19 protein-coding genes are annotated in these 24,274 nt (G+C 69.8%); 3 read left to right on the top strand and 16 right to left on the bottom strand.

All coding sequences use genetic code 11. The features are described 5' to 3' along the window. Positions 1–16: 16 nt before the first annotated feature. The 5 genes from ruvB to ABLG96_RS13675 form a co-directional block, all read right to left on the bottom strand. Entirely contained in the window at positions 17–1,156 is a 1,140-nt protein-coding gene (gene ruvB, locus ABLG96_RS13655; protein ID WP_353647920.1) for a Holliday junction branch migration DNA helicase RuvB, read from the bottom strand. Beyond that, entirely contained in the window at positions 1,153–1,764 is a 612-nt protein-coding gene (gene ruvA, locus ABLG96_RS13660; RefSeq protein ID WP_353647921.1) for a Holliday junction branch migration protein RuvA, read from the bottom strand. Before ruvA ends, ruvB begins: the two co-directional genes overlap by 4 nt. After that, a complete protein-coding gene (gene ruvC, locus ABLG96_RS13665; protein ID WP_353651505.1) occupies positions 1,761–2,351 on the bottom strand; it encodes a crossover junction endodeoxyribonuclease RuvC in 591 nt (196 codons plus the stop codon). The genes ruvA and ruvC overlap by 4 nt, the downstream gene beginning before the upstream one ends. Before the next feature lie 466 nt (positions 2,352–2,817). Further along, positions 2,818–3,573 carry a YebC/PmpR family DNA-binding transcriptional regulator gene (locus ABLG96_RS13670; RefSeq protein ID WP_353647922.1) on the bottom strand — a complete coding sequence of 252 codons (756 nt, stop codon included), beginning with the start codon at positions 3,571–3,573 and terminating at the stop codon, positions 2,818–2,820. A gap of 173 nt (positions 3,574–3,746) precedes the next feature. Continuing rightward, positions 3,747–4,523, bottom strand: a complete 777-nt coding sequence (locus tag ABLG96_RS13675; RefSeq protein ID WP_353647923.1) for a hypothetical protein — start codon at positions 4,521–4,523, stop codon at positions 3,747–3,749. A 61-nt stretch (positions 4,524–4,584) separates the two neighbouring features. On the opposite strand from ABLG96_RS13675, the gene ABLG96_RS13680 reads away from it, so the two are divergent. Then, positions 4,585–6,090, top strand: coding sequence for a PLP-dependent aminotransferase family protein (locus tag ABLG96_RS13680; RefSeq protein ID WP_353647924.1), 1,506 nt, complete (start codon positions 4,585–4,587; stop codon positions 6,088–6,090). Between the two features lie 31 nt (positions 6,091–6,121). Here ABLG96_RS13680 and ABLG96_RS13685 read toward each other — a convergent pair whose 3' ends face one another. Next, on the bottom strand, positions 6,122–7,240 hold the full coding sequence (locus tag ABLG96_RS13685) for a DUF3048 domain-containing protein (RefSeq protein ID WP_353647925.1): 1,119 nt from the start codon (positions 7,238–7,240) through the stop codon (positions 6,122–6,124). 90 nt (positions 7,241–7,330) lie between these two features. Further along, positions 7,331–8,413: a DUF3048 domain-containing protein gene (locus tag ABLG96_RS13690; protein ID WP_353647926.1), complete on the bottom strand. Its 1,083-nt coding sequence runs from the start codon at positions 8,411–8,413 to the stop codon at positions 7,331–7,333. On the opposite strand from ABLG96_RS13690, the gene ABLG96_RS13695 reads away from it, so the two are divergent. After that, a complete protein-coding gene (locus ABLG96_RS13695; protein ID WP_353647927.1) occupies positions 8,330–8,821 on the top strand; it encodes a pentapeptide repeat-containing protein in 492 nt (163 codons plus the stop codon). The two genes, ABLG96_RS13690 and ABLG96_RS13695, sit on opposite strands and share 84 nt — an antisense overlap. Here ABLG96_RS13695 and ABLG96_RS13700 read toward each other — a convergent pair. From ABLG96_RS13700 to ABLG96_RS13730, 7 genes are all read right to left on the bottom strand, one after another. Next, positions 8,814–9,815, bottom strand: a complete 1,002-nt coding sequence (locus ABLG96_RS13700; protein WP_353647928.1) for an NUDIX domain-containing protein — start codon at positions 9,813–9,815, stop codon at positions 8,814–8,816. The two genes, ABLG96_RS13695 and ABLG96_RS13700, sit on opposite strands and share 8 nt — an antisense overlap. After that, positions 9,815–10,945 (bottom strand): glycosyltransferase family 4 protein, encoded by a 1,131-nt coding sequence (locus ABLG96_RS13705; protein WP_353647929.1) that lies wholly within the window; start codon positions 10,943–10,945, stop codon positions 9,815–9,817. Before ABLG96_RS13705 ends, ABLG96_RS13700 begins: the two co-directional genes overlap by 1 nt. After that, positions 10,942–11,883 (bottom strand): phosphatidylinositol mannoside acyltransferase, encoded by a 942-nt coding sequence (locus tag ABLG96_RS13710; RefSeq protein WP_353647930.1) that lies wholly within the window; start codon positions 11,881–11,883, stop codon positions 10,942–10,944. Before ABLG96_RS13710 ends, ABLG96_RS13705 begins: the two co-directional genes overlap by 4 nt. Beyond that, the gene (gene pgsA, locus ABLG96_RS13715) at positions 11,883–12,515 is read right to left on the bottom strand and encodes a phosphatidylinositol phosphate synthase (protein ID WP_353647931.1); all 633 of its coding nucleotides are present in this window, start codon (positions 12,513–12,515) and stop codon (positions 11,883–11,885) included. The genes ABLG96_RS13710 and pgsA overlap by 1 nt, the downstream gene beginning before the upstream one ends. Positions 12,516–12,623: 108 nt before the next feature. Then, complete coding sequence (locus ABLG96_RS13720; RefSeq protein ID WP_353651506.1) at positions 12,624–13,073, bottom strand: HIT domain-containing protein; 450 nt, start codon at positions 13,071–13,073, stop codon at positions 12,624–12,626. A 179-nt stretch (positions 13,074–13,252) separates the two neighbouring features. Beyond that, a complete protein-coding gene (thrS, locus tag ABLG96_RS13725) occupies positions 13,253–15,307 on the bottom strand; it encodes a threonine--tRNA ligase (protein WP_353651507.1) in 2,055 nt (684 codons plus the stop codon). Positions 15,308–15,411: 104 nt separating this feature from the next. Then, on the bottom strand, positions 15,412–16,110 hold the full coding sequence (locus ABLG96_RS13730) for a class I SAM-dependent methyltransferase (protein ID WP_353647932.1): 699 nt from the start codon (positions 16,108–16,110) through the stop codon (positions 15,412–15,414). Positions 16,111–16,177: 67 nt separating this feature from the next. Here ABLG96_RS13730 and ABLG96_RS13735 point away from each other — a divergent pair, with 67 nt between their 5' ends. Beyond that, a complete protein-coding gene (locus ABLG96_RS13735) occupies positions 16,178–17,080 on the top strand; it encodes an acyltransferase domain-containing protein (RefSeq protein WP_353647933.1) in 903 nt (300 codons plus the stop codon). Between the two features lie 5 nt (positions 17,081–17,085). Here the strand turns inward: ABLG96_RS13735 and ABLG96_RS13740 are convergent, their stop codons facing one another. Both ABLG96_RS13740 and ABLG96_RS13745 read right to left on the bottom strand, forming a co-directional pair. Continuing rightward, positions 17,086–17,826, bottom strand: a complete 741-nt coding sequence (locus ABLG96_RS13740) for a hypothetical protein (protein ID WP_353647934.1) — start codon at positions 17,824–17,826, stop codon at positions 17,086–17,088. A gap of 41 nt (positions 17,827–17,867) precedes the next feature. Next, positions 17,868–24,080: an alpha-2-macroglobulin family protein gene (locus ABLG96_RS13745; protein ID WP_353647935.1), complete on the bottom strand. Its 6,213-nt coding sequence runs from the start codon at positions 24,078–24,080 to the stop codon at positions 17,868–17,870. Positions 24,081–24,274: the final 194 nt, after the last annotated feature.

Consider the following 24,274-nt stretch of genomic DNA (forward strand, 5'->3'; position numbering starts at 1 on the left):
GTCGTGGCCGACGGGGCTAGTGCTCGTCGAACAACTGCATCGCACCACGAGCGGCGGGTGCACCGGGGCTCAACCCGAGATGTTCCCAGGCAGCGGGCGTGGCGACCCGGCCGCTGGAGGTGCGCGCCAGCATGCCCAGCCGCACCAGGAACGGCTCGCAGACCTCCTCGACGGTGGTCGGTTCCTCCCCCACCGCGACAGCCAGGGTCTTGAGCCCGACCGGCCCGCCGCCGAAGGAGCGGCACAACGCGCCGAGCACCGCGCGGTCGAGGCGATCGAGGCCCAGATCGTCCACGTCGTAGACCGTCAGCGCCTCACGGGCGATGTCGCGGTTGACGATGCCGTCCGCACGCACCTGGGCGAAGTCCCGGACCCGCCGCAGCAGTCGGTTGGCGATCCGGGGTGTGCCGCGGGAGCGACGGGCGATCTCGGTGGCTCCGTCGGTCGGCAGCGCGATGCCGAGGATCCGCGCGCTGCGCAGCAGCACGGTGGTGAGCTCGGCCGGTGAGTAGAACTCCATGTGCGCGGTGAAGCCGAAGCGGTCGCGGAGCGGGGACGTCAGCTGTCCGGACCGGGTGGTGGCCCCGACCAGGGTGAACGGTGCGATGTCCAGCGGGATGGAGGTGGCGCCCGGGCCCTTGCCGACGACGATGTCGACCCGGTAGTCCTCCATCGCCAGGTACAGCATCTCCTCAGCAGGGCGGGCCATCCGGTGGATCTCGTCGATGAACAGCACGTCGCCATCGACCAGGTTGGACAGCATCGCGGCGAGATCGCCGGCCCGTTCCAACGCGGGACCGGAGGTGATCCGCAGGGACGCCCCCAACTCGCTCGCGATGATCATCGCGAGCGACGTCTTGCCAAGCCCGGGCGGCCCGGCCAGCAGCACATGATCAGGCGCCGTACCCCGGAGTTTGGCTCCGGTCAGCACCAGCTCGAGTTGCTCGCGAACCCGCACCTGCCCGACGAACTCCTGCAGGGAGCGTGGCCGCAGCGACGCATCGACGTCGATCTCCCTGACGTTGACGGCCGGATCGACCAGTTCCCCGCCGTCGAGGTCGCTGTCGTGGACGTCGCCGTCGTGGAAGTCGCTGTCGTGCACGTCGCTGTCGTCCAGGCTCCGGCGCGGAATCCGGTCGGGAGGCGGGGCGGTCATCGACTGCGCGCCAACAGCGACAGAGCACGCCGCAACAACACCTGGACGTCCCCGGTGACGACCGCCGGATCATCCCCGTCCGCGGCCACGGTCTCCACGACGTCGAGCGCCTGCTTCGCCGGGAAGCCCAGGCCGCCCAGGGCATCGACGAGCTGATCGCGCCAGCCAGCCGGGACCCCGGCGGGAAGACCGGCGCCGGGACGCGGCATCGCACCGACCCTGTCCTTCAGCTCCAGCACGAGCCGCTCGGCGCCCTTCTTGCCGATCCCGGGGGCCCGAGTCAGGGCAGCAGTGTCGCCGGTGGACAGTGCACGCCGCAGATCGTCGGGATCCAGCACGGCGAGCAACGCCAGCGCGATCTTCGGTCCGACGCCGCTCACCGACTGGACGAGCTCGAACAGGTCGCGAGCATCGTCCGAGACGAAGCCGAACACCGTCATCGAGTCCTCACGGACCACGAGAGTCGTTGCGAGCCTTGCCTTCTCACCCCGCCGCAGGGTGGCTAGGGTGGCCGGGGTGGCGCGTACGGAGTACCCGACGCCACCGATGTCCAGGACGACGTGGTCCAGCGCCACCGACTCGACGACACCACGGAGAGAGGCGATCATCGGCGGGCCGTGCCGGGGGTCAGCGGAGATCGCGCTCGGCGGGCGGCCGATCCGAGCGTGGAACCGGCGCCGGCCCGAGCGGCGAGAGCCGCGCGGTCCAGAGCCTCCTTCATCGGCGCGCGCCACAGGTGACAGATGGCCAGCGCCAACGCATCCGCGGCATCGGCAGGCTTGGGCGCCTCGGTCAATCGCAGCAGGCGGGTGACCATGCTCGTCACCTGGGCCTTGTCGGCGGCACCGTTCCCGGAGACCGCCGCCTTGACCTCGGTGGGGGTGTGCCAGGCGACGGGCAGCCCGCGCCGCGCGCCGGCCGCAGCCACCACGCCGGCGGCCTGCGCGGTGCCCATGATCGTGGACACGTTGTGCCGGTTGAACATCCGCTCCAGGGCCACCCTGTCCGGACGGAACTCGTCGAGCAGCGCTTCGACCGCATCGGAGACGGCGAGCAGACGCACCGCGACATCATCGGTCGACGGCGTGCGGACCACACCCACGTGCACCATCCGCAACCGCTGCGACCCGGGTGTGTGCTCGACGATCCCGACCCCGCAGCGGGTCAGACCGGGATCGACGCCCAGCACCCGCATGATGACGCCCTCCAGAGCCGATCCGAACACGTGTACGGATTGAATCTATGCCACGCCCGTCCCGCCCCGGTCGACCGCCACGCCGGGCACGCGACCGCTCGTGACATGACGAGGTCTCGACGCGCTCGTTCCTCGCTTGCTCGACCAGCGGAACAATCGGTGATCGAGCGAACGGAGTGAGTCGAGATCCCGTCGTCATCCGACCGGTCGTGACATGACGAGGTCTCGACGCGCTCGTTCCTCGCTTGCTCGACCAGCGGAACAATCGGTGATCGAGCGAACGCAGTGAGTCGAGATCCCGTCACCAGCCCGACCGGCCGTGACCCGACGAGCTCTCGACGCGCTCGTTCCTCGCTTGCCCGACCAGCGGAGATCGGCGACCAGGCGATCGAAGTGAGACGGAGTCTCGGCGCAAGCAATTGCCTCTGCCCGAGACGACCTGTGGATGGCGGACCCGAGAAAGCCGTCAGGCGTCGACTGCTTCCATGACCTCGTCGGAGATGTCGGCGTTGGAGTAGACGTTCTGGACGTCGTCGAGATCCTCGATCGCGTCGATGAGCTTGAGCACCTTCCGAGCGCCCTCCGCATCCAGTGCAACCGGGACCGACCCGATGAAGCTCTGGTCGGCGGCGTCGTAGTCGTGGCCGGCGTCGACGATCGCGGTACGCACGGCGATCATGTCGCCGGGCTCGGAAACGACTTCGAAGGCTTCGCCGAGATCGCTGACCTCCTCGGCGCCCGCGTCGAGCACGGCCAGCAGCAGGTCGTCCTCGGTGAGACCGTCGGCCTTCGGCACGATGACGACCCCCTTGCGGCCGAACATGTAGGCGACGCTCCCGGGGTCGGCCATGTTGCCGCCGTTGCGGGTGACGGCGACCCGCACGTCGGTGGCGGCCCGGTTGCGGTTGTCGGTCAGGCACTCGATCATCAACGCGACTCCGCTGGGCCCGTACGCCTCGTACATGATCGACGTGTAGTCGACCCCGCCCGCCTCGGCCCCGCTGCCGCGCTTGAGCGCGCGATCGATGTTGTCGCTGGGCACGGAGGCCTTCTTGGCCTTCTGGACCGCGTCGAACAGCGTCGGGTTACCGACGACGTCGCCGCCACCGGTCCGGGCGGCCACCTCGATGTTCTTGATCAGCTTGGCGAACAACTTGCCACGCTTGGCGTCGATCGCCGCTTTCTTGTGCTTGGTCGTCGCCCACTTGGAATGCCCGCTCATGGCAACCGATCCTACGGTTCGAGCGCCGCAAGCACGACCAGCACCACAGGAACCGGCCGCCGGGCCGGCCCCGAGTCTCGGCAGAATGGGCGACGGCGACCGAGCACCGTCGGACGGGGTCCCGCGGGCCGTCGGCAGCTTTCGCCTGCTGATCACCCGGAATCTGCGGTCGGTCAGCTGGAGCGGTTCCGCCGGCGCCTGCGGGGCCGGGGCGCGGGCGGCGCCGGGACCGCCGGTGCCTCACCCGGCGCCCGCAGCCGGAACACCGGCAGCAGGACGTGCAGCAGCGGCCCGATACCGACCGCGTACAGCACCGTGCCGAGCCCGACGGTCCCGCCGAGCACCCAGCCGATCACCAGAACCGTGACCTCGATACTGGTGCGCACCAGCCGGATCGAGCCGATCCCGCGGGCGACGATGCCCGTCATCAGACCGTCCCGCGGTCCGGGCCCCAGGCCGGCTCCGATGTAGAGCGCACCGGCGAGGGCGTTGCCGACGATGCCGATCACCAGGTAGGGGATCCGCAGCCACAGTGACGAGGTCGGCGGGACCAGCGACAGGACGGCATCGGTGGTGACGCCGATGATCAGGGCGTTGGCGATCGTGCCGATGCCTGGCCGCTGTCTGAGCGGGATCCACAGCAGGAGCACCAGCACCGAGGCGATCACGATGACCGTGCCCAAGGACAGCGGGACGTGCAGAGCGATGCCGAAGTGGAAGACGTCCCACGGGTCGAGCCCGAGCACCGACCGGACCATCAGCGCCATCGTCGAGCCGTAGAGCACCAGGCCGACGATCAGCTGGGCGAAGCGTCGCGGGCGACGATCTGCCGGTATCGGCTGCAGCAGCGACAACGGCGTCCGGCGCCCCCGGCCGGCCACCGGATCAGCGGCACTCGGGTGCGCCTGCGTCGGGGAACTCGGGGCGGCGGGCTGACTGGTCTGGTCCACCCATGCAGTCTGACCCATCAGTGGCCTGGTGTTCCAGGGCCAGTTGCAGGACACTGGCCTGATGATGCCCACCCCATCAATCCGGACGCCCCGGCTGTCGGCTGCCGCCCTGGTCCGGCGCCTCGTCGAGGATCCGCGGAAGGACGAGCGAGCAGGCGTGGCCTACCGACAGCTGGCCGTCCAGATCCGGGAGGCCGCGCTCGACGGCCGGATCGCCTCCGGCTCCGCACTGCCGAGCGAACGCGAACTCGCTGCGGCCCTGACGATCTCACGCACCACCGTGGCCGCCGGTTATGCGTTGCTGCGCGAGCAGGGGTGGTTGCACAGCCGACAGGGGGCCCCGTCGCGATTGATCGTCCCCGGCGTTCCGGTGGGAGCGTCCCCTGCCTTCGGCATGGAGTACGCACAGTCGCTGATCGCCTCGACCATGACATCGGCCGGTGTCGCGCCGATCGACCTCGGTGTGGCCAGCCTGCCCGCCCCCGAGGACCACCTCCGTCGAGCCGCGGCGGCGGCCCTGGCGGACCTGGACGGCTACCTCGCCGCCGACGGGTACCACCCCTACGGCCTCCCCCAGCTCCGGGAACGGATCGCCCAGCAGTACACGGACGAAGGGGTACCGACCTCACCCGATCAGATCCTCATCACCTCGGGCGCGCAGCACGGACTCAGCCTGGCACTGCAGGAGCTGACCCTGCCGGGCGACCGGGTGCTCGTCGAGGGGCCGACCTACCCGACAGCACTCGACGCCGTTCGCGCCGGCCACCGGATCCCGGCAACCCTGCCGCTCGTGGTGGGCGACGAGCACCCCTGGGATCTGGAGCTGTTGGCGGCGATCCTGCGCAGCTCCGCTCCTCGGCTCGCCTATCTGATCCCCGACCTGCAGAACCCGACGGGCGCCGTGATGTCGGAGCAGGACAGGTCCGAGATCGTCGACCTGCTGGGCCGCGCCGGCTGCCCGGTGGTGGTCGACGAGTCGTTCCGATCACTCGTCGGGCCCGGGTTCCCGTCCTCGATGGCGGGGTTCGGGGCCGCCGACCGGGTGCTCGCCATCGGTTCGGTGTCGAAACCCTTCTGGGGTGGCCTGCGGGTCGGCTGGGTGCGGACGGCACCGGGCATCGTCGATCGCCTGGCCGCTGCCAGAGCGCTGACGGACATGGCCGGCCCGGTGCTGGAGCAGCTCGTCGCCACCCATCTGCTGGCGGATCCTGCCGGTGCGGTGGCCGTCCAGAACGCTCGACTCGATCGCTCCCGGGCGGCAGCGCTCGCGGCACTGGCGGAACACCTGCCGCACTGGTCGGTCGCCCGGCCGGTGGGCGGCGTCACGCTCTGGATCACCCTCCCCGGCCCGTACGCGGGTGAGCTGGCGCGCAGAGCGCTGCAGGTGGGGGTGCGGATCGTCCCGGGCACCCGGTTCGGGGCGGACGGCACGATGGAGAACCACCTGCGGATGCCCGTCACCGCTCCTGCGGAGCTGCTCGTCGAGGCCGTGCGGCGCCTGGCGCTCGTCGATCACGAGGCATCGGTGGGCCACCGGTCACCGGCCTCCGGCGACCGGGTCGTCTGAGCAGTCCCCCGGCGGCGGCCCGAGGCCGCGGTTACGCAGTGGTGACGGACGCGCTCTGCGGCGCCAGCACGACCCATGTCCTGCCCGGCGCGAAGAAGACGGCCTTGCCGCTCTTGTCGAGGTAGCTGGTCGGCTGGTCCGCCGCGGCGCGCTTCCAGCTGCCGGCGATCTGCTTGCCACTGCGGAACAACGTGAAGGTGCCGGAGCCCACGGTGTGGGAGAGATAGGACGGCGATCCGACGGAGTCGACGGTACCGTCCGGCTCGTCGACCACGTTCTGCACCAACACGTTGTCCGCCAACACCTTTGCGCCGTCGTAGTCGGCGTACGGCTCGCCCTTGCGGGAGACCACGTAGCGACCGTCGGTCCAGCTGAAACCGGTCTCACCCGAGATCATCGTGACGTTGATCCGGGACGCGGCCTTCGCGGCCGCGAGCCGCGGATCCCTGGCGGCGAACTGGAAACCGGGCGTCTTCGGAGCCGTGACCTGAGTCGAATCTGCAGCGAGCTTCGCCAGGTTGACGTGCATGTTGTAGGTGCCGCTTGCCTTGTCGGATCGCCAGTAGGCGTCCCCGGCGGCATCCGGGGACAGGTCCACGATCTTGGTGGCTGCCAACCGCTCCAGCGGTCCACCCGCCCCGCCCGAGAACGCGAGCCCCGGCGAGCCGTACATCGACAGCAGTTCCGCGTCGGTCGAGCGCACGCTGCGCACGGGACCGACCTCGTCGGGCAGCTTCGAGCGGAACAGCACAATCAACCGGGTCAACCCACCCTCGACCTGCTCGACGTAGACGATGTCGGCGTGCGAGACCCCGAAGTGCGGCAGACCGGCCTTGGTGTTGTCGATCTTCACGGCGATCATCGGGCCGGAAGAGACCTTCAGTCCGGTCAGCACATCGGTAGCGGCGGGCCGCGGCTTGGTGGTGGTGGGAGACGGCGGCTTCGTCGTCCTGGTGACGGCGACCGACGCCCGGGTGGTGGTGCTGGGCGGCGGGGTCGTCGACAGTGCCGAGCTGCTCGCCGGTGACGACGAAGAGCTGGGCGCGACGCTGACGGTCGGCGCGGCCTGGTCGCCGGAACCACAGGCGGCCAGCGTCAGCAGAGCGGCGGCACAAGTAGGGACGATCTGGCGGCGGAGGCGTGCAGTCACCCCGACCACGCTAGAGGACGCGTCCCGGCGCGTGGGGACGGCGCACCGCGGGCCGTGCTCACCCGGGGCACGACCGGCGCCTCCCTGGGTTCAGCCGGTGGTCACGGACCCGTCCTGCGGCACCAACATGATCCAGGTCTTGCCCGTCGAGAACGTGATGAGCTTGCGGTTCTCGTCGCGGAGCACGAGCGAATGGTTCGGCTCGGCGCGGGACCACGTGCCCTTGATCACACGTCCGTTGCGGAACAGCTCGACGGAGCCGTGACCGACGGTCTGGCTCAGCAGCGACGGCGATCCGACCGAGTCGATGGTGCCGTCAGGAACATCGGTGACGCGCATCACCAGCACGTTGTCCGCCCGCAGCGGGGTGCCGTCGGCTGCCGTTCCGGGCGTCCCGGCCGGCATCACCCGCCAGGCGTTGTCCTGCCACTGGAAGTCGGTACGCCCGACACCCATCTGCACCCCGATCCGGCTGACCTGCGCCCGGCTGCGGATCGTCGGGTCGTTGTCCTGGAAGTGCCAACCGGGCGTCTGGATGGGGAAGTCGGGCCCGTGGGCCGCCGTCCAGGCCTGCCCGATCTGGGCGAGGTTCGCCACCAGGTTGTACGGCGCCGAGCGCTCACCGGTACGGCTGGTCCCGCCGAGCGAGGATGCGTCCTGGACCCGGGTCGCCGCGAGTCGGATCAACGGTCCGCCGGCGCCACCGGAGAACACCAGCAGCGGACGTCCGTAGGCCGGCAGCAGCTGGGCGTCGGTGGTGCGCACGCTGCGCACCGGCCCCACCTGGGTGGGCAGCGAGCTGTGGAAGATCGCGATGATCCTGGTGAGGCCCCCCTCGACCTGCTCGACGTAGACGTTGTCGGCCCGGTCGATGCCCCACTGCGGGCGACCCTTGCTGGTGTTGTCGAGCTTGACGGCGATCACCGGCGATGAGGAAGGCGCCCCACCGGTCAACGGATCGATCCGGTCCCGGACGGCTGCGCGCGCCCTGGCCGCCTTCTCCGCCCGGATCTTGGCGGCCCTGGCGGCCTTCTCCCGTGTCACCGCCTTCTGGTGCGCGACGGCCTTCTCGTGGGCGACCGCCCTGGCGTGCGCTTTCGCTGCGGCGACCGCCCTGGCCTGGGCTGCGGCCCTCGCAGCCGTCTGCGCCCTGTTGGTCTTCTCCTGCGCCACCCGCTGCGCCTGCGCCTCGCGGACCTTCGCCTCGCGGACCTTCGCCTCGCGGACCTTCGCCTCGCGGACCTGCGCCTCGCGGACCTGCGCCTCGCGGACCTGCGCCTCGCGGACCTGCGCCGCAGCGGCTGCCCGCGCGGAAGCCCGCGCGGAAGCCTGCGGGTCGGCCGTGGCCGGGGAGACCGAGACCGAGGCCGAGACCGCCGCCGGCGACGACTCGGGCGTTGCCGCCGGGGTACTGGTGCAGCTGCTGATCATCAGCGCCGCGGACACAGCAACGGCGAGACGGACTGCGCTGCCCGAACGGGCTCTGCGGTGGAGGTTCACCCGTCACACCGTAGGCGACTTCCGGCGAGCTCCTGCGGACCACACTCCCGTCGGGCGACCTCGGCGGGGGCGGTCAGCTGACGGGCAGCGGACGCAGCACGGCGCCGTGGTTGGCGGCGAGGAGCTCGCCGAACCGGACGGCCAGCTCCTCCGGGTACACCAGCTCGTCGGTCGCGAGCAGCTCGTCCCGGCTCCACCAGCGGAACTCGTCGATCAGCTCGACCTCTTCGGTGGTCCATCCCGTCCGCACCAGTGGCACCTCGGCGTTGACCACCCGCAGCACGAAGAAGTGCTCCTCGGAGTCCATCACCTGGCCCAGGAAGGAGAATCGCACGCGCCGGTGCCAGATCGGTCCGGTGAGCTGACCGGGATGGATCACCAGACCGGTCTCCTCGCGCAGCTCGCGGACCGCGCAGGTGGCCAACGACTCCCCCGGCTCGGCTCCGCCTCCCGGCGTGAACCACCAGCTCCCGTCCTGCGGCCGGTACGGATCGTGCCCTCGCATCAGCAGGATCGCCCTGTTCTCGTCCACCATCAACACCCGGCCGGACCGTCTGGCGGTGGCGCCCGTCGGGATCTCTGCGGTGGGGATCTGGGGCGCCGACATCTCGAAGTACTGCGGCAGGGCGGCGCTTCCCGCCAGTCGGAAGAACCGGGTGAACCTGTTCTCGTGCAACGCCTTCGTGTCGCGAACCGCGTCGTTGTAGAAGCTGCGGGCGAGCTCGACGCGCTCCTGGGCGTCGGCCAGTTCGACCAGCAGCTCGGGCGACAGACTCCGTGGAAGCCGCTCCAGCGCTCGGGACAACTCGTCCTCGGCGTGCGCCCGCTGGCCACGCGCGGTGTGCTCCACCCGCCGGGCCAGCCCGCGCAGCAGCGCTGCCTGTTCGGGGCCCATCCCGCCGGCCAGGGCCAGCGCACGCGCACTCACGCCCCTGCGTTCCAACGCCCCTTCGAGCGCAATCCAGGCAGCCTCGGTACGGATGTGCAAGCGGTGCAACCTGTTTGCCGTGAGCCACAGTCGGAGCGAGGCGACCAGCAGCACCACGACCAGGATGATGAAGACTGTGGTGTTCACTACTCCGCCTCCACCACGTGCCGCGGATCGGCGGCGATGACGGTCTCGTACACCTTGATGACGGTGCGTGCCACCGTCGCCCAGTCGTACGCGGCCACCACGGCGCTGCCCCTGGAGCTCAGCTCGGCCCGATGGGCGGGATCCGCCAGCAACCCGCGGATGGCGGCGCCGAGGGCGGCGGCGTCCCCCACGGGCGTCAGCACCCCGGCGCTCCCGCGGCCCAGGACGGCGTCGAAGGCTTCCAGATCGCTGGCCACGACGGCAGTTCCGGCGCTCATCGCCTCGGTGAGGATGATCCCGAAGCTCTCGCCGCCGGTGTTCGGCGCGCAATAGACGTCCACCGAACGCAACATCCGTGCCTTGTCCTCGTCGGACACCCGGCCGAGCAGCACGATCCGCTGCGCCAACGCCCCCCCGGCATCGGCCATCAGATCGTCCTCGTCGCCCGATCCCGCCACCAGCAGCTGCAGGTCGGGATGATCGGGCAGCAGGCCGCGCATCGCCTCCAGCAGGATCGTCATGCCCTTGCGGGGCTCGTCGAACCGGCCGACGAAGCCGAGGGTGCCGCCCTGCCGCGGATACGACTGCAGCGGCGCTGCCGAGGCGAAGAACTCGACGTCGACGCCATTGGGGATGATCACGGCGTCGCCGCCGAGGTGTTCCACCTGGACCTGCCTGGCCAGTTCGCTGACCGCGATCCGCCCGGTGATCTTCTCCAGGAACGGCTGCAGCACCGGACCGAATGCCGACAGCATGCGGGATCGCGGGTTGGAGGTGTGGAACGTCGCCACCAGCGGACCGTCGGCCACCATCGTCGCCAGCAGCGACAGGCTCGGTGCGACCGGCTCGTGGACGTGCAGGACGTCGAAGTTGCCCGCGCGGATCCACCGCCGCACCTTGGCGTAGGAGACCGGCCCGAAAGCCAGCCGGGCGACCGACCCGTTGTAGGGGATCCCCACGCTGCGACCGGCCGGCACGACGTAGTCGGGGTGCTCGGCGTCCTCGTCCCCGGGGGCCAGCACCGAGACATCGTGTCCGAGCCCGATCAGCACCCGCGCGAGGTCGGAGACATGTGCCTGTACCCCGCCGGGGATGTCCAGCGAGTACGGGCAGACCAGTCCGATCTTCATGCGGTACCCGTCCCCCGTCTTCCCCGGTGCGCCGGATCGTCGAGCCACAACGGTTGCATCATGTGCCAGTCCGCCGGAACCCGCGCGATGTCCCGCTCGAAGGCGTGCGCGATCTGTTGGGTCGCGTCGGTGACCGTCTGCCGCAGCCGGGTCCCGTGCAGCGGGATCGGCGGTGACACCACGTTGCGCCACGTGCCGCGAGTGCCGGGCGGACCGAAGTTGACCTCCGCGGTGCACAGGTCGGCGCCGGTGCGGGCGGCCAACATGGCGGGGCCCGGCGGCATCGTGGCTCGGCCGCCGAAGAAGTCGACCTCGATGCCGCTGCCGGAGAGGTCCCGATCCGCAGGCAGACAGACCAGGCGACCCGCCCTGAGACGCTGCGTCAGGACGGTGGTGACGGGAACGTCGCCGCCGGTCAGCGGCAGCACCTCCATGCCGATGCTGCTGCGGTGCTCGAGGAACCGGCGGAACAGCGACTCCGGCTTCACCCGCTCCGCGACGGTGGTGAGACCCCCGAACATCCGGGTGCCGATCAGGCCGGACACGTCCCAGTTCCCGGTGTGCGGGAGGGCCAGCACAACACCGCGGCCCGTGTCGAGAGCCGCACTGATGTGGTGCAGGCCTTCGGCGCCGGCGATCGCCGCATCGGTCACCGCCTCGACGTCCATGGCCGCGAGCCGCACCGTCTCCTTCCAGTACCGGGCGTAGGAGCGCACCGCATCCCGCAGCAGGCGGTCGAACTCGTCCCGGTCCAGCGGTGCGCGGAAGGCGAGCACCCGCCCGAGGTTGCGGGCGAGCTGTCGGATCGACGGCCCGGCCCGGTGGAGCATCCGGTCCGCGGCGGCACGGAACAGGGCGTCGGCGACCGGCTCGGGGAGTCGCTGCGCAGCGTGCCAGCCGAGTTCCGTCCCGCGACCGATCAGGTCTGACCGCTGCATCAGATGGCAGGACCCGCGGAGTCCGCCTGCGACCGGCGGTACACCGCGCGTACCTGCAGCAGCCGCTGCAGCACCGTGATCACGCTCGCCACCGCCAGTACCCACAGCAGGATCGGCAGGGCGTGCGGCACCCCGAGACCGGACAGGCCGGTGCCGAACAGGGCCAGCAGGTTGCGCTCGGCCCGCTCTGCCAGCGCCCCACCGATCAGCAGGTCGACCGAATCGGCCCTGGCCTTGACGTAGCTGATCACCTGCGCCGCGACCAGACAGATCAGCGCGGCGATGCCGGTCGCGCGGTCATCGATCAGGGTGAAGCAGTAGAAGGCGATCGCCCCGAACATCGCACCGTCGGCGATCCGATCGCAGGTCGCGTCGAGCACGACCCCGAACGACGTGCCGTACCCGCGAGCCCTGGCCATCGCGCCGTCGACCAGGTCGAACAGTACGAATGCGGTGATCACGACGGTGCCGATGAACAGCTGACCGAAACCGAACAGCAGCACGGCTCCGGCGACCACGCCGACGGTGCCGATGACGGTCACCAGGTCGGGGCTCAGTCCGGCTCGCAGGAACGCCCGACCGATGGGATCGACCACTTTCGAGACGGCCGATCGCGCAAAGGTGTTCAGCATGCGGATCCGTTCAGCTGTCGGGCGTGGTGTGCGGTGGACGTCCGGAGTTCGCGCCGGACGATCGCCCGCGTCTGGCGGTGGGAGCGACCACTCACGATAACTGCCCTCTCACCAGGCTTCGGCCAATCGGTCGCGCGTGGTCGGCAGGAGTTCCGGGAGAACCTTGGTCTGGGCGACCACCGGCATGAAGTTGGCATCCCCGGACCATCGGGGCACCACGTGCTGGTGCAGGTGTGGCGCGATCCCGGCGCCGGCGGCGGCGCCGGCGTTGATGCCGATGTTGAAGCCGTGGGGGTTGGACACCGACCGGATCACCGACAGTGCCCGCCGGGTGAGCGCGGAGAACTCCGTCAACTCCGCATCGGTCAGGTCGCTGTAGTCGGCGATGTGCCGGTACGGCACCACCATCAGGTGCCCGGGGTTGTAGGGATACAGGTTGAGCACCACGAAGTTGAGCTCGCCCCGGGCGACGACCAGGCCCTGCCGGTCCTCGAGGGTGGGGATACGGCAGAACGGGCATCCCCGCTGCTGGTTCTCACCGGAGCTGACGTAGGCCAGCCGGTGCGGCGTCCAGAGCCGGGCGAACCCGTCGGGCTCGCCGACCCCGTCCTGGCGGGCGGCACTCTCGCGGGGGCCGGCACTGGCTGCGGGTCCGGCACTCTCGCGGGGGCCGGCACTGGCTGCGGGTCCGGCACTGCCTCCGGGTCCGGCAGCGTCCTGGCCGCCCTGCGGCGTGATCACCCCGACAGCTCCGCGAACAGGGCAGCGGTCGGCTCCCGGTTCTCGTGGCCGGCCACCCACGCGGTGATGGTGCGCACCGCGTCCGCCACCGGCACGGTGTTGATCTGGGTGCCGTCGCGGAATCGGAAGGAGACCGCGTCCGCCTCGACGTCGGCGGCGCCGGCCAGCAGCTGGAAGGGCACTTTCTGGGTGGTGTGGGTGCGGATCTTCTTCTGCATGCGGTCGTCGGAGTGGTCGACCTCGACCCGGATCCCGTTGCCGCGCAGGGTGTCTGCAACGGCGTCGAGGTGCACGCCGAACTGTTCCGCGACCGGGATGCCGACCACCTGGACCGGCGCCAGCCAGGCGGGGAACGCGCCTGCGTAGTGCTCGGTCAGCACCCCGAAGAACCGCTCGATGGACCCGAACTTGGCGGAGTGGATCATCACCGGTTGCTGACGGGTGCCGTCGGCAGCGACGAACTCGAGACCGAACCGGGCGGGCTGGTTGAAGTCGTACTGGATGGTCGACATCTGCCAGGTGCGGCCGATCGCGTCCCGAGCCTGCACGGAGATCTTCGGACCGTAGAAGGCGGCCCCACCCGGGTCGGGAACGAGGTCGAGCCCGGTCTCCCGCGCCACCTGCTCGAGGATCTGGGTGGCCTCGTCCCACTCCTGCTCGGAGCCGATGAACTTCGGACCGTCGCCGCGGGTCGAGAGCTCCAGGTAGTAGTCGTCCAGCCCGAAGTCACGCAGCAGCGACAGCACGAACTTCAGCAGGTGACGGATCTCCTCAGGAGCCTGCTCGGGAACGACGTAGGAGTGCGAGTCGTCCTGGGTCAACCCGCGGACGCGGGTCAGCCCGTGCACCACCCCGGACTTCTCGTAGCGGTAGACGGTGCCGAACTCGAAGAACCGCAACGGAAGTTCCCGGTAGGAGCGTTGCCGCGACCGGAAGATCAAGTTGTGCATCGGGCAGTTCATTGCTTTGAGGTAGTACTTCGAGTTCTCCAGCTCCATCGCCGGGAACATGGTGTCCTCGTAGTACGGCAGGTGGCCGGACTCGACGAACAGCGCGCCCTTGCTGATGTGCGGTGAGCTGACGTACGAGAAGCCCTCCTCGATGTGCCGGCGCCGGACGTAGTCCTCCATCTCGCGCTTGATGATGCCGCCGCGGGGATGGAAGACGACGAGCCCTGAGCCGATCTCGTCCGGGAAGGAGAACAGATCGAGCTCGGTACCGAGCTTGCGGTGGTCGCGCCGCTCGGCCTCGGCCAGTCGCTCCAGATAGGCGTCCTGCGCCTCCTGCGACTCCCAGGCGGTGCCGTAGATCCGTTGCAGCGCAGCGTTGTCCTGGTTCCCGCGCCAGTATGCGGCGGAGCTGCGGGACAGCGCGAACGACGGGATGTACTTGGTGTTGGGGACGTGCGGACCGCGGCACAGATCGCCCCAGACCCGCTCACCGGTGTGCGCGTGCAGGTTGTCGTAGACGGTCAGCTCGCCGTCGGCCGAGAGCTCCGGGACAAGATCCGAGCCCGCTCCTGTGACCTCTTCGGGGGCGCCGACCTCGTCGCCCTTGAGTTCGATCAGCTCGAGTTTGTACGGCTCACCTCCCAACTCCAGCCTGGCCTCCTCGCGGGAGGCGAGCCGGCGGCGGGAGAACTTCTGGCCGGACTTGATGATCTTCTTCATCCGCTTCTCGAGCTCGGCGAGATCATCTGGGGTGAAGGGTTTCTCGACGTCGAAGTCGTAGTAGAAACCATCCCGGATCGGCGGGCCGATGCCGAGCTTGGCGTCGGGGAACTGCTGCTGGACGGCCTGCGCCAGCACGTGCGCGGCGGAGTGCCGGATGACGCTCCTGCCGTCCTCGGTGGAGGCCGCGACCGGCTCCACCTCGACGTCGGCGTCCGGGCTCCACGCCAGATCCCGCAGCGTGCCGTCCGGGTCTCGGACGACGACGATCGCGTCCGGACCCGACCGCGGGAGGCCCGCATCACCGACCGCCTGCGAAGCTGTCGTCCCGGCCGCGACCTTCACCCGCTCGAGCTTCGAGACGGAAGGGGCTGCTGACACGGACACGATGGGACTCCTGGGGTCGATCACTGGGCAGCCGGGACGCCACCCGAGGGCGTGACCAGCCTATCCGCGCGCCGCCCCGGGTTCGCGCTGTGTCCTGATCAGCGCGGGCGAGAGAACTCGACCAGCCAGCGAGACCGGAGGGCGGCCGGACCGTGGGTGGCCATCGGGTGCTGCGCCGAGCTCTCGATGCGCAGTCCGCCCACCGCGAACAGCTCGATATCTGCGGTGGTGAATCCCCACGGCGGTCCCTGCGACAGCGCAGCTCCGTCTTCACGTACGTTATCCACCACGACCAGTCGACCTCCCGGTGCGACCAGCGAGGCGACGGCGGCCGCCGCGCTCGCGCGCAGCTCCAGCGGGAGCGCCTGCACGTTGATCACCTCGAGGACCAGATCGAACGCCGAGAGCCAGTGCGGCGGCAGGTCGAGCAGATCGCCGACCCGGTAGTCGACCCGAGAGTCCGGGTGGCGGGTCCTGGCTAGTTCGATCGCCGTTGCCGAGATGTCGAAGCCGGTCACCTCCAACTGGGTCCCGGCGCCGAGTTCCTGCATGAACTCGGCGTCCACGCCCAACCCGCAGCCGACGACGATCGCTGTCGAGCCCTCGGTCGGCGGCCGCCGACGCAGGTGCTCGACGACCGGTGGGAGCGGCGCCGGTCGATCCCACGGCACGCCGATGACGCCGGCGGCGCCCTCCGCGTAGAGCTCGTCGAACCAGGCGGTGGGACGGCCGTCACCGATAGCGGCCCCGGCGAGTTCGGCACTCCGGAGATCCCAGTCAGGAGGTGAGGAGGTCATGGACCTGATCGTCGCATGCCCCGGTGTCTCCCCCGGGCTCAGCGGAACCCCCTGCCAGACTCATCGGATGACCCACACCACGACCCCGGACGATCTGCTTGCGCCACTCGTGCCGGACGTGTTCGCGCAGCGACTCGTGGAGCTGGGGGTCCCGCACGGGTGGATCGACGACGTGCTGCGGCACGCGGCAGGATTGACCGAGCCGCGGCGGGAGCACCTGCGAGCCTGCGCCGCCGTGCTGGACGGGCTCGCCGGCGGAACCGCCGGGATGCCGGAGTACCCGTCCGGCCCGGCCGCCGGTCTGGACTTCGTGGTGCTGTTCGCCGGGTTGCTCCCCCGGCTGCGCCGGCTGGAGGCGCTGCGGCGAGTCGATCCGCTGATCACTGCGGCGACGGTGGCCGATCTCGGCCGTCACCTGGCCGTCCATCGCGGTCGCCACGGCACGCTCGGGTTCGACGAGCAGCAGTGGTTCGGCCTGCACATCACCGGGCAGCTCCACCAAGTCGGCCGGTTGCAGTTCCAACGGTTGACGGCCGGGACCGCCGCCGCGGAGGTCGGCGCTGCCGGTGGGAAGGTCACCCCGGAAGACGTGGTGCTGTCCGTCCACATCCCGCGCTTCCTCGGCCCGATGAGCCCGGCCGCCTGCGACGCCGCGATCGCCCGGGCGCACGGCTTCTTCGCCCAGCACTTCCCCGCCGACCGGATCACCGCAGCCGTCTGCTGGTCGTGGTTGCTGGACCCGCAGCTCGACGAGCGGCTCCCGCACTCCAACATCGCCGCGTTCCAGCACCGATTCACCCCGATGGGTAGCCCGCGGGTCGATGATCGGGCTCCGTTGAACTTCGGTTTCGTCCGGCCCGACCTGCCGCTGGACGAACAACCACGCAGCACCTCCCTGGAGCGGACTGTGTTGGACGTCCTGCAGGACGGTGGTCACTGGCACATCGGGGCCGGCTGGTTCCCCTGGTGACGAGTTCAACCTCGGATCGCTCGCTCGAGCGCCAACGAGTACCGATTGATCCTGATGTTGCGCGCTCGGACGAATTCGCTCGACCTCTGCATGTACTTCCGGTACTCCTCGACGCTGCGCACCGGCAGTGGGTCCGAGGAAAAGCCCTCGAAGGGCACATGGAATCGCACGCCGGTGTAATCGGGAGTGACGAGGTCATCGAGCAGGAAGTGGGTCACATAGCCACGGAAGGTCGGAAAAAGGCCGAAGAAGAACGCATATGGGTCGAGGCGGTGGGCGAACGGACTGTGCTTGTTCGAATACCAGAGTCGGATGCACTCGAGTGTGATGTCGAACCGGTCCCTGATCTGGGGGTGGATGCCTCGCGCTTGGTTGATCGACATTTGCCACCGATCGTTGATGCGGACCGGGAATGGGAACACGATGTAGGCCCCAACCGTGCACCCGAGGTCGTAGAACTCGGTCAGCTCATGGGCGGGGATCTGATTGACGACATCAACAAGCCGAGAAGGGCGGGTCCAGCTCCGGTAGGTGTGTGTGATGGCGTCACTGGCCAGCGAGAAATCACCGTGGTCCGAGCGGTGGCGGAGCCGAGCATCCAATTCGAAGGTCCGGCCGTCCGGCAGCGGCTTGCCCCACAGCAGGCGATGGTACCGGCGCAGCGTGGCACTGTGGCTGTCGGGATCACGGCTCCCGGAATCCCGCCGGACATCGAACCTCGTGTCGATCAGCGGCTCGCGGTGCATCCGATGATCCTAGGGAAATGCACGAAGGCAGACCGTCTCCCTCAGCCCTCGACCACCACCGTGTCGCTGCCCGATCGACCGAATGTCTCCGGGGCGTAGACCTGCTCGGCCCTGGCCGGCGGGGCGGTGAAGGTCCCCGGCACCTTGGCGAGCGTGAGGTAGCTGTAGGAGTAGACGCCGCCCTGCAACCACTGTGCGAACGCCTCGGCGCGATCGTCCCGCAGGTTCTGGTGGTCGTACCAGGTGCCGTACCAGCTCGTCGGCGCTGCGTCGGCGGCCTTCTTCGGATCCAGATCCTTCGCGGTCGTCGCCAGCGCCGGGTTGAGGGACTGCAGGCCGGCCGGCAGCGGGTCGATCAACGCGACGTGCGGGCGGGCGCTCCGCGACACCAACTCCAGCCTGACCTCGACCCTGGCCCCTGCCTTGATGTGCCACACGCCTTGTGCGTCGCGTCGGACGTCCGCCGGATCGTCCACCGCCCGGTAGCTGCGGGAGACGACGAACCCGCGATCGAGCGGGGTCGCAGTCAGGTTCTTCGGCGCCGTGGTGATCCCGATCCGGTAGTAGAGCCGACCGGTGCCCTCGTTCTGCAGGGTGACGTCCGCTCCGCTCGCAGTGAGTACCTGGGCCGTCGGCACGTCGACCGAGACGCGGTCCGTGGTCCGTCCGGCGTAGGCGTGCTCGCCGGCGAACCGACCGCCGACCCAGATCCGCGCGATGAAGTCGGGGGTCGCCGATTCGAAGGTGTCGTAGTAGTGCCGCAGCGCCAACAGGATGACGGAGTTCTCCTGCATCCCAGACCATCGCCCAGCGATCCGGTTGCCCATCAGCCCCTTGACGATCTTCGGGATCAGATCGCTGTCCGGATCGACCGTGAGCAGAGCATCCAGCACCAGCCCGTCGGTGCGGGTGTCCGACTGCAGAGTCGTCCAGGCGTCCGAGACCACCCGGGTGGTGATGGTGACCGCGCCGGCATCATCGACCGCCGCGTTCTGGATGCGGCGCGCCAGCTCTGCCTTGACCTCTGCGCTGCTGACGACCGGCAGCAGCCAGGCGACCGCATCCATCGACAGTGCCGGGCCGCGCGCGGCGAACAGCGCTTCGGCGTCGCTGCTGTCCCGATCACCGGCCAGCGCGCGCACGGCCAGCGCGAAGGACTGCAGAGCATCCTTCGTGGCCTGGGAGGCACGGGGCGGGTAGTGACGCTCGATCGCCTTCAGGAACTCCAGCGAACGGCGCAATCCCGCCGCGGGCACGGAATAGCCGTGATTCTTCGCAACCACCATCGCCTGGGTGGCCTGGATGGAGTTGAAGGCATCGTTCGGCTCGCCCTTCTTCCAGTAGGGAAAACCGCCGTCGGTGTTCTGCATCGCGACGAGGTCCTCCAGGTCGGCCTCGACCCGCGCACGCAACTGCTCGGGTGACGGCAGCCCGGGTGCCGAGAACGCCTTCAGCACGTCACCCAGGGAGCCGATCGCGATGATCCGTCCGGCCAGCGCATCTGAGCTCTCGTACTCGTAGTCCAGGATCGACAGCACCGCATCGGTGAGCTCGGCCAGCGCCGTGGACGAGGTGCTGATCTGCAGGCTGCCGAACTGGCTGAAGACGTCGGTGGGCTTCGAGACCGGTTGCCGCACCACACCTCCGCTGTCGAGCTGGCCGTAGGTGGCTACCGACTCACTGGTCGCCGGCGTATAGACCGGGACGTCGATCGCGACCGCATCGGCGGAACCGGCCGTCGGGTTCGCGCTGTCCACCACGGCCATCCGGACCCTGGCTGTGCCCGCCTGCTCGGCGGCCACCGGGATCCGGACCTCGACGCGACTGTTCGCCGGGATCGACACCCGTCGACCGCCGGTGCCCGCGACCGTCAGGTTCGAGCCCTGCAACACCACGTCGGCGACGATCGCCTCGGCGGTGCGGTTCTGCACGAGCATCGGGAACTCGAAGCGGTCGCCGAAGTTCAGGAACGTCGGCCCGGCGGAGCGCACGGTGAGCGGAAGACCCGCGGTGATGGTCGATTCCGCGGAACCGAACTTCTCAGCGCCGGCCACCGCGAACACCAGCACCCGATACCGGGTGAGGTTGTCCGGCAGCGTCACGTCCACTGTTGCGTGCCCGGCGGCGTCGGTGGTGGCGGACGGCACGAACACGGCCAGCGGTGCGAAGTCGGTGCGCTCGCCGATGTTCGGCGCCATCTTTCCGGCGGAGAGAGCCCTCCCAGCCGGCACGGCGCCGGCAGCGCTGTCCAACGTGGCCGATGACGCCATCGAACCCGACTCCGCGGCGGAGGAGGCCGGGGCGGCAGATCCGGCCGCCGCGGACGAGGGCGATTTCTGGCCTTCCCGCTCCGACAGCAGCACCCCTGATCGGCTGTACTGCGTGTCGAGCCAGGATCCGCGCAGCCCGTAGAAGATGTCCATCGGATCGGGGCGCACCGCCCCGCCGACGGCCAGCACCGCCTCGTCCACCACGACGAGCTCGAACTCGGCGCCCGCTGCAGGACCGCCGGAACCGTCGGTGATGCCGACATCGATCTTCGTCGAACCACCCGGTGCGACCATCTTCGAGCGGGGGGTCGCGATGACCTTCAACTCGCGTGAGACGGTGGACACCTTCAGCGCCACTTCGCCTGTGGCGTAGGCGGTCTGCCGTGCACCTGCTGCATCGGTGGTGGTCCCCACCACCTCGATCGACACGGCGACCCCGGGGATCCAGCCCTCGGTGACCGGGAGCTGCACGACAGCGGATCCGTCGACCACCGTGAACCGGGTGGTGGAGACGATCCCGTTGTGCACCACCGTCGCCAGGCCGCTGCCGGCCGGGATGGGCGACTGCACCAACAGCTCGGCGGTCTGGCCGGGTCGGTAGGTGTCGGCCTTCGGGACGACGGTGAGCGTCTGCTCCTGAACGGTGCCGGCTTCGGCGCCGCTCGATCCGGCGACCCAGCGGGTGAGCACGGTGCGGCTGCTGCGGCCCTTGTCGTCCGTGACGGTCGCGGTGATCCGGTACGTCCCGGGTGTCGCCGGCCGGAAGGTGCAGTTCGCGGCGTCGGTCGTCGAGGTGAGCGTGCAGGTCTGCGCGGTCCCTTCCGTCTCGGTGCTCTTGCCGCCGGCCCAGGTCGTGGTGACGAGCGCCGCCGTCACCCGTACCGGCCGACCGGCGGTCGGAGTGCCGTCGATGTCGGTGGTGATCGTCCTGATCACCAGATCCTGGCCCTGCTTGACGAAGGTGTCGTCGCCGGCCAGCCCGACGTAGTAGGACGCCGGGTGGATCAGCAGGTCGGTGGTACCGGCGATCGCGGTCCGGTCGACGTCGGTCACCTGTGCCTGCGCGGTGACCGTGACCGGCATCCCGACGGAGTCCTTGCCGAGTTCCTTCTCCAGATCGCCCACGCTCACCTGGAGATGGTTCGCCCCGTCGGCGTCGGTGGTGCCTGCGTGCTTCTCCACCTTCTGGTCGTCGGCCGGGTTCGGACCGCAGCAGTAGTCACCGGGGTAGTAGGGACCCGAGCCGTAGTCGGAACCGTAGGAGGAGCCGTAGGAGGAGCCGTAACCGTTGGAGCCGATGCTCAGTGCACCCGCAGCGTCCGTCTGCCACCAGGGCTGCCACCGACCGAAGGTGTAGCCGGACCATCCGGGCGGCGCATAGCTGGCTGTCGCGGTGCGGACCTGCCACTGCACCGGTGCGTCCCCCACGCCGCCGCCGGCGTAGTAGGTGGCGTCGGCGTCGATGTCGACTGGCTCACCGAGCACGTGCGGGGCAGAGCTGATCGCGTGGGCGTCGACCTGGAACGTCGGGGTGGTGAAGTCGGCGATCCGGAACTGGTGGTACGCGTCGTTCTCGTACTGCGATGCACCGCTCAGGTGCAGCATGACCGAGGCATCACCAAGGTTCGCGCCGGCCGGGATCGCCACCGCGAAGTCGAAGCCGCCCAGCTTCGACAGCTTCACCGTGCCGGTCCGCAGCGACACCCCGTGCCCGTCGGTGATGGTGTACTTCACCGATCCGGTGGGCAGGCTCAGGGCGGTGCTGACGTCGTCCGCCTGGTGGCGGATCCAACCCTTCACCGAGATCGACTCGCCTGGTCGGTAGGTCTGCCGGTCATCATTGACGAACCAGACGAGCTGGTCGTGCAGCTCTCCGGTCCGCCAGGACCCGTCGTACAGGTTGCCCGCCAGCAACGCTGTCTGATCGCCCCGGCGCGCGATCAACGCGGTCGCCGGGTTGGCGGTCAGCGCGATGGCCGCGATGCCGTTGGCGTCGGTCTGCACCGACCCGCCCGACACCGGAGCTCCGTCGGCGCCCAGCGGGCCGACGGTGACGTCCCCGAGCGGACGGCCGTCCTCGAACGACGTCACCCACGCGCGCAGCACGCTGCGATCGCTGATCGCGTCCAGCGCCAACCCGGTCCGCTGCACCCAGGCCATCGTCGGGCGGTTCTGCCACTGCGAATCGTTGCCCAACGCTTCCTGACCGGTCGGTTCGATCAGCACCACGACGTTGCCGGTGGCACCGTCACCGCCCAGGGCGTCGGTCAGGTCGAGCGGGGTGCTGATCAGCCTGTTCGCGTCCTGGGTAGGACGGACCACCCGGTCCTGCAGCACCGGCCAGGACGGAATCGCTCCGACCCCGTTCCAGATCTGACGCTCCGCCGTCGATCGGTACAGCGACCGGAACGCCGCGAAGTCAGCGGTGCTGACCCGGAACACCCGCTCCCGGAACTCCTCCCGGTTCACCGTGTTCACGGTGATCGTCGAAGATTTCGCCAGTGGATCGACGGTGAGCAGCGGCTGCGGGAACGGGTCCAGCCGCCGTCCGGCGGCGGTCATCCTGGCCTTGGTGATCGCAGCCTGCGCGAGCTGCTGGCCGTGGGTGTCGAGCAGGCCGGCGTCGACCGTCACCGTGTACTCGACCGCGGGCAGGGTCGATCCCTGGACGACGATCAGGTTGTCGGAGGCGGAGATGCTCGCGCCGCCCGGTACTTCGGGGGTGACGTGCACGGTGGCCGGGTCGAAGGCAGCGGTGTCGATCGGGTTGCTGAACTCGAGCACCAGGGGGGAGGACGCCTCGCACTGTCTGTCGCTGCAGATGCCCTTGGTCATCGTCATCGCCGCGTAGGTGCGCCCGGTGAAGGTCGCCGGCTTGCTCGAGACGATCGGACCTTCTGCGGACGGGGTGCCCGCACCGAAGGTGGCGGTGACAGCGGCGTCGGTCGGCAGCGGTGCGGCGGCCATGAACGCGACGCTCTGTCCGCGTGGTGCGGCGGCGACGGCCTTGGCCGCAGCGGGATCGGCGGCGATCTCGGCTGCCCCGGCGCCGCGGACGGGGCGGGCGGCTCCGTCGGCGGTCAGGGTGAACTTCGCCAGCACGGCGGCCGCGTCGACCCGCTGGTCGAACACCGCGACGAACACCGGAGAGAGGTCGAGGCCCTTGCCCTGCGGGGTGAAGGACCGGACGGTCGGAGCGGGAGTGGTGAAGGTCGCGGTCGCCGTCTGCGCCAGGGCGTTCCCGGTGATCGACTTCGTCCCGGCGGGGACGGTCACGGTGAACTTCGTCGCCATCGGCAGCCGGTCGACGCTCTCGGTGGCGGCGAAGCGCAGCGTCGACGTACCGATCCAGCGCCACGTCCCCTTGACCTGAGGGCTGATGGTCGCCGGGATGTTCTGCTGCGCCTGGTCGGTGACGGTGGCGATCGGCACCATGGGCTGGTCGAAGGTGATGCTGATGAACGGGGCGACTGCGACCGCACCCTGCGGTTGCATCCGGAGGACCTGCAGCGGCCCCTTCGGGCTCGGCGGCTCCGCCGGATCGCCGCCCGGCGGGAGCTCAGGCGCGACGGTCGTGCCGCGCTCCGGGGTTGTGAGGCTCTGCACCGGCCACCGGAACTGTTCCTGCAACGCGGCGCGGCCGACCAGCGGCGGGAGTCGATCGACGATCGCGTCCACCTGCGCCGCGTCCAGCGGGGTGCCCGAGGCGACCTTCGTCTGCCCAGCGGGTCTCGTAGCGCGCCCGTCGCGCAGGGCGAGTCCGATCTGTTCGACCGTTCGCGGCTGCGTCGGCGGCGTGCCGTCCGTCGCAAGCGCACCCTGGTGCGACCCCGGTTGCTGCTGCTGGGTGCCGGCCACCGGGTCGCTGACCGAGCTGGAGCTCGAGGTGACGGCGATGCCCACGACCAGGGTGGTGAGCGCTGTGAGAGCACCAGCGGTGGTCCCGAAGACTCGGAGCCGACGGGAAATTCTGCTGCTGTCCATGTGCCTGGCCTCCGGGAGCAATGCGCGGCTGTCGGCTGCTGGACGTCGTCACCTTCGGCATCGGTTGCAGGCTGGCTGAGAAAGTTCTGCGAGCGCTGAGCTCGGCGGCTGCAGAACAGTTCCAGTGGTTCGCCACCCGCCGGGGCGGTGGCGCAGCACTGGAACCGTTCTGCAGAGCAGGGCCATCGCTCGGG

Origin of the sequence: Nakamurella sp. A5-74 (genome assembly GCF_040438885.1) — a bacterium.
In the GTDB taxonomy this organism is placed as follows: Bacteria; Actinomycetota; Actinomycetes; order Mycobacteriales; family Nakamurellaceae; genus Nakamurella.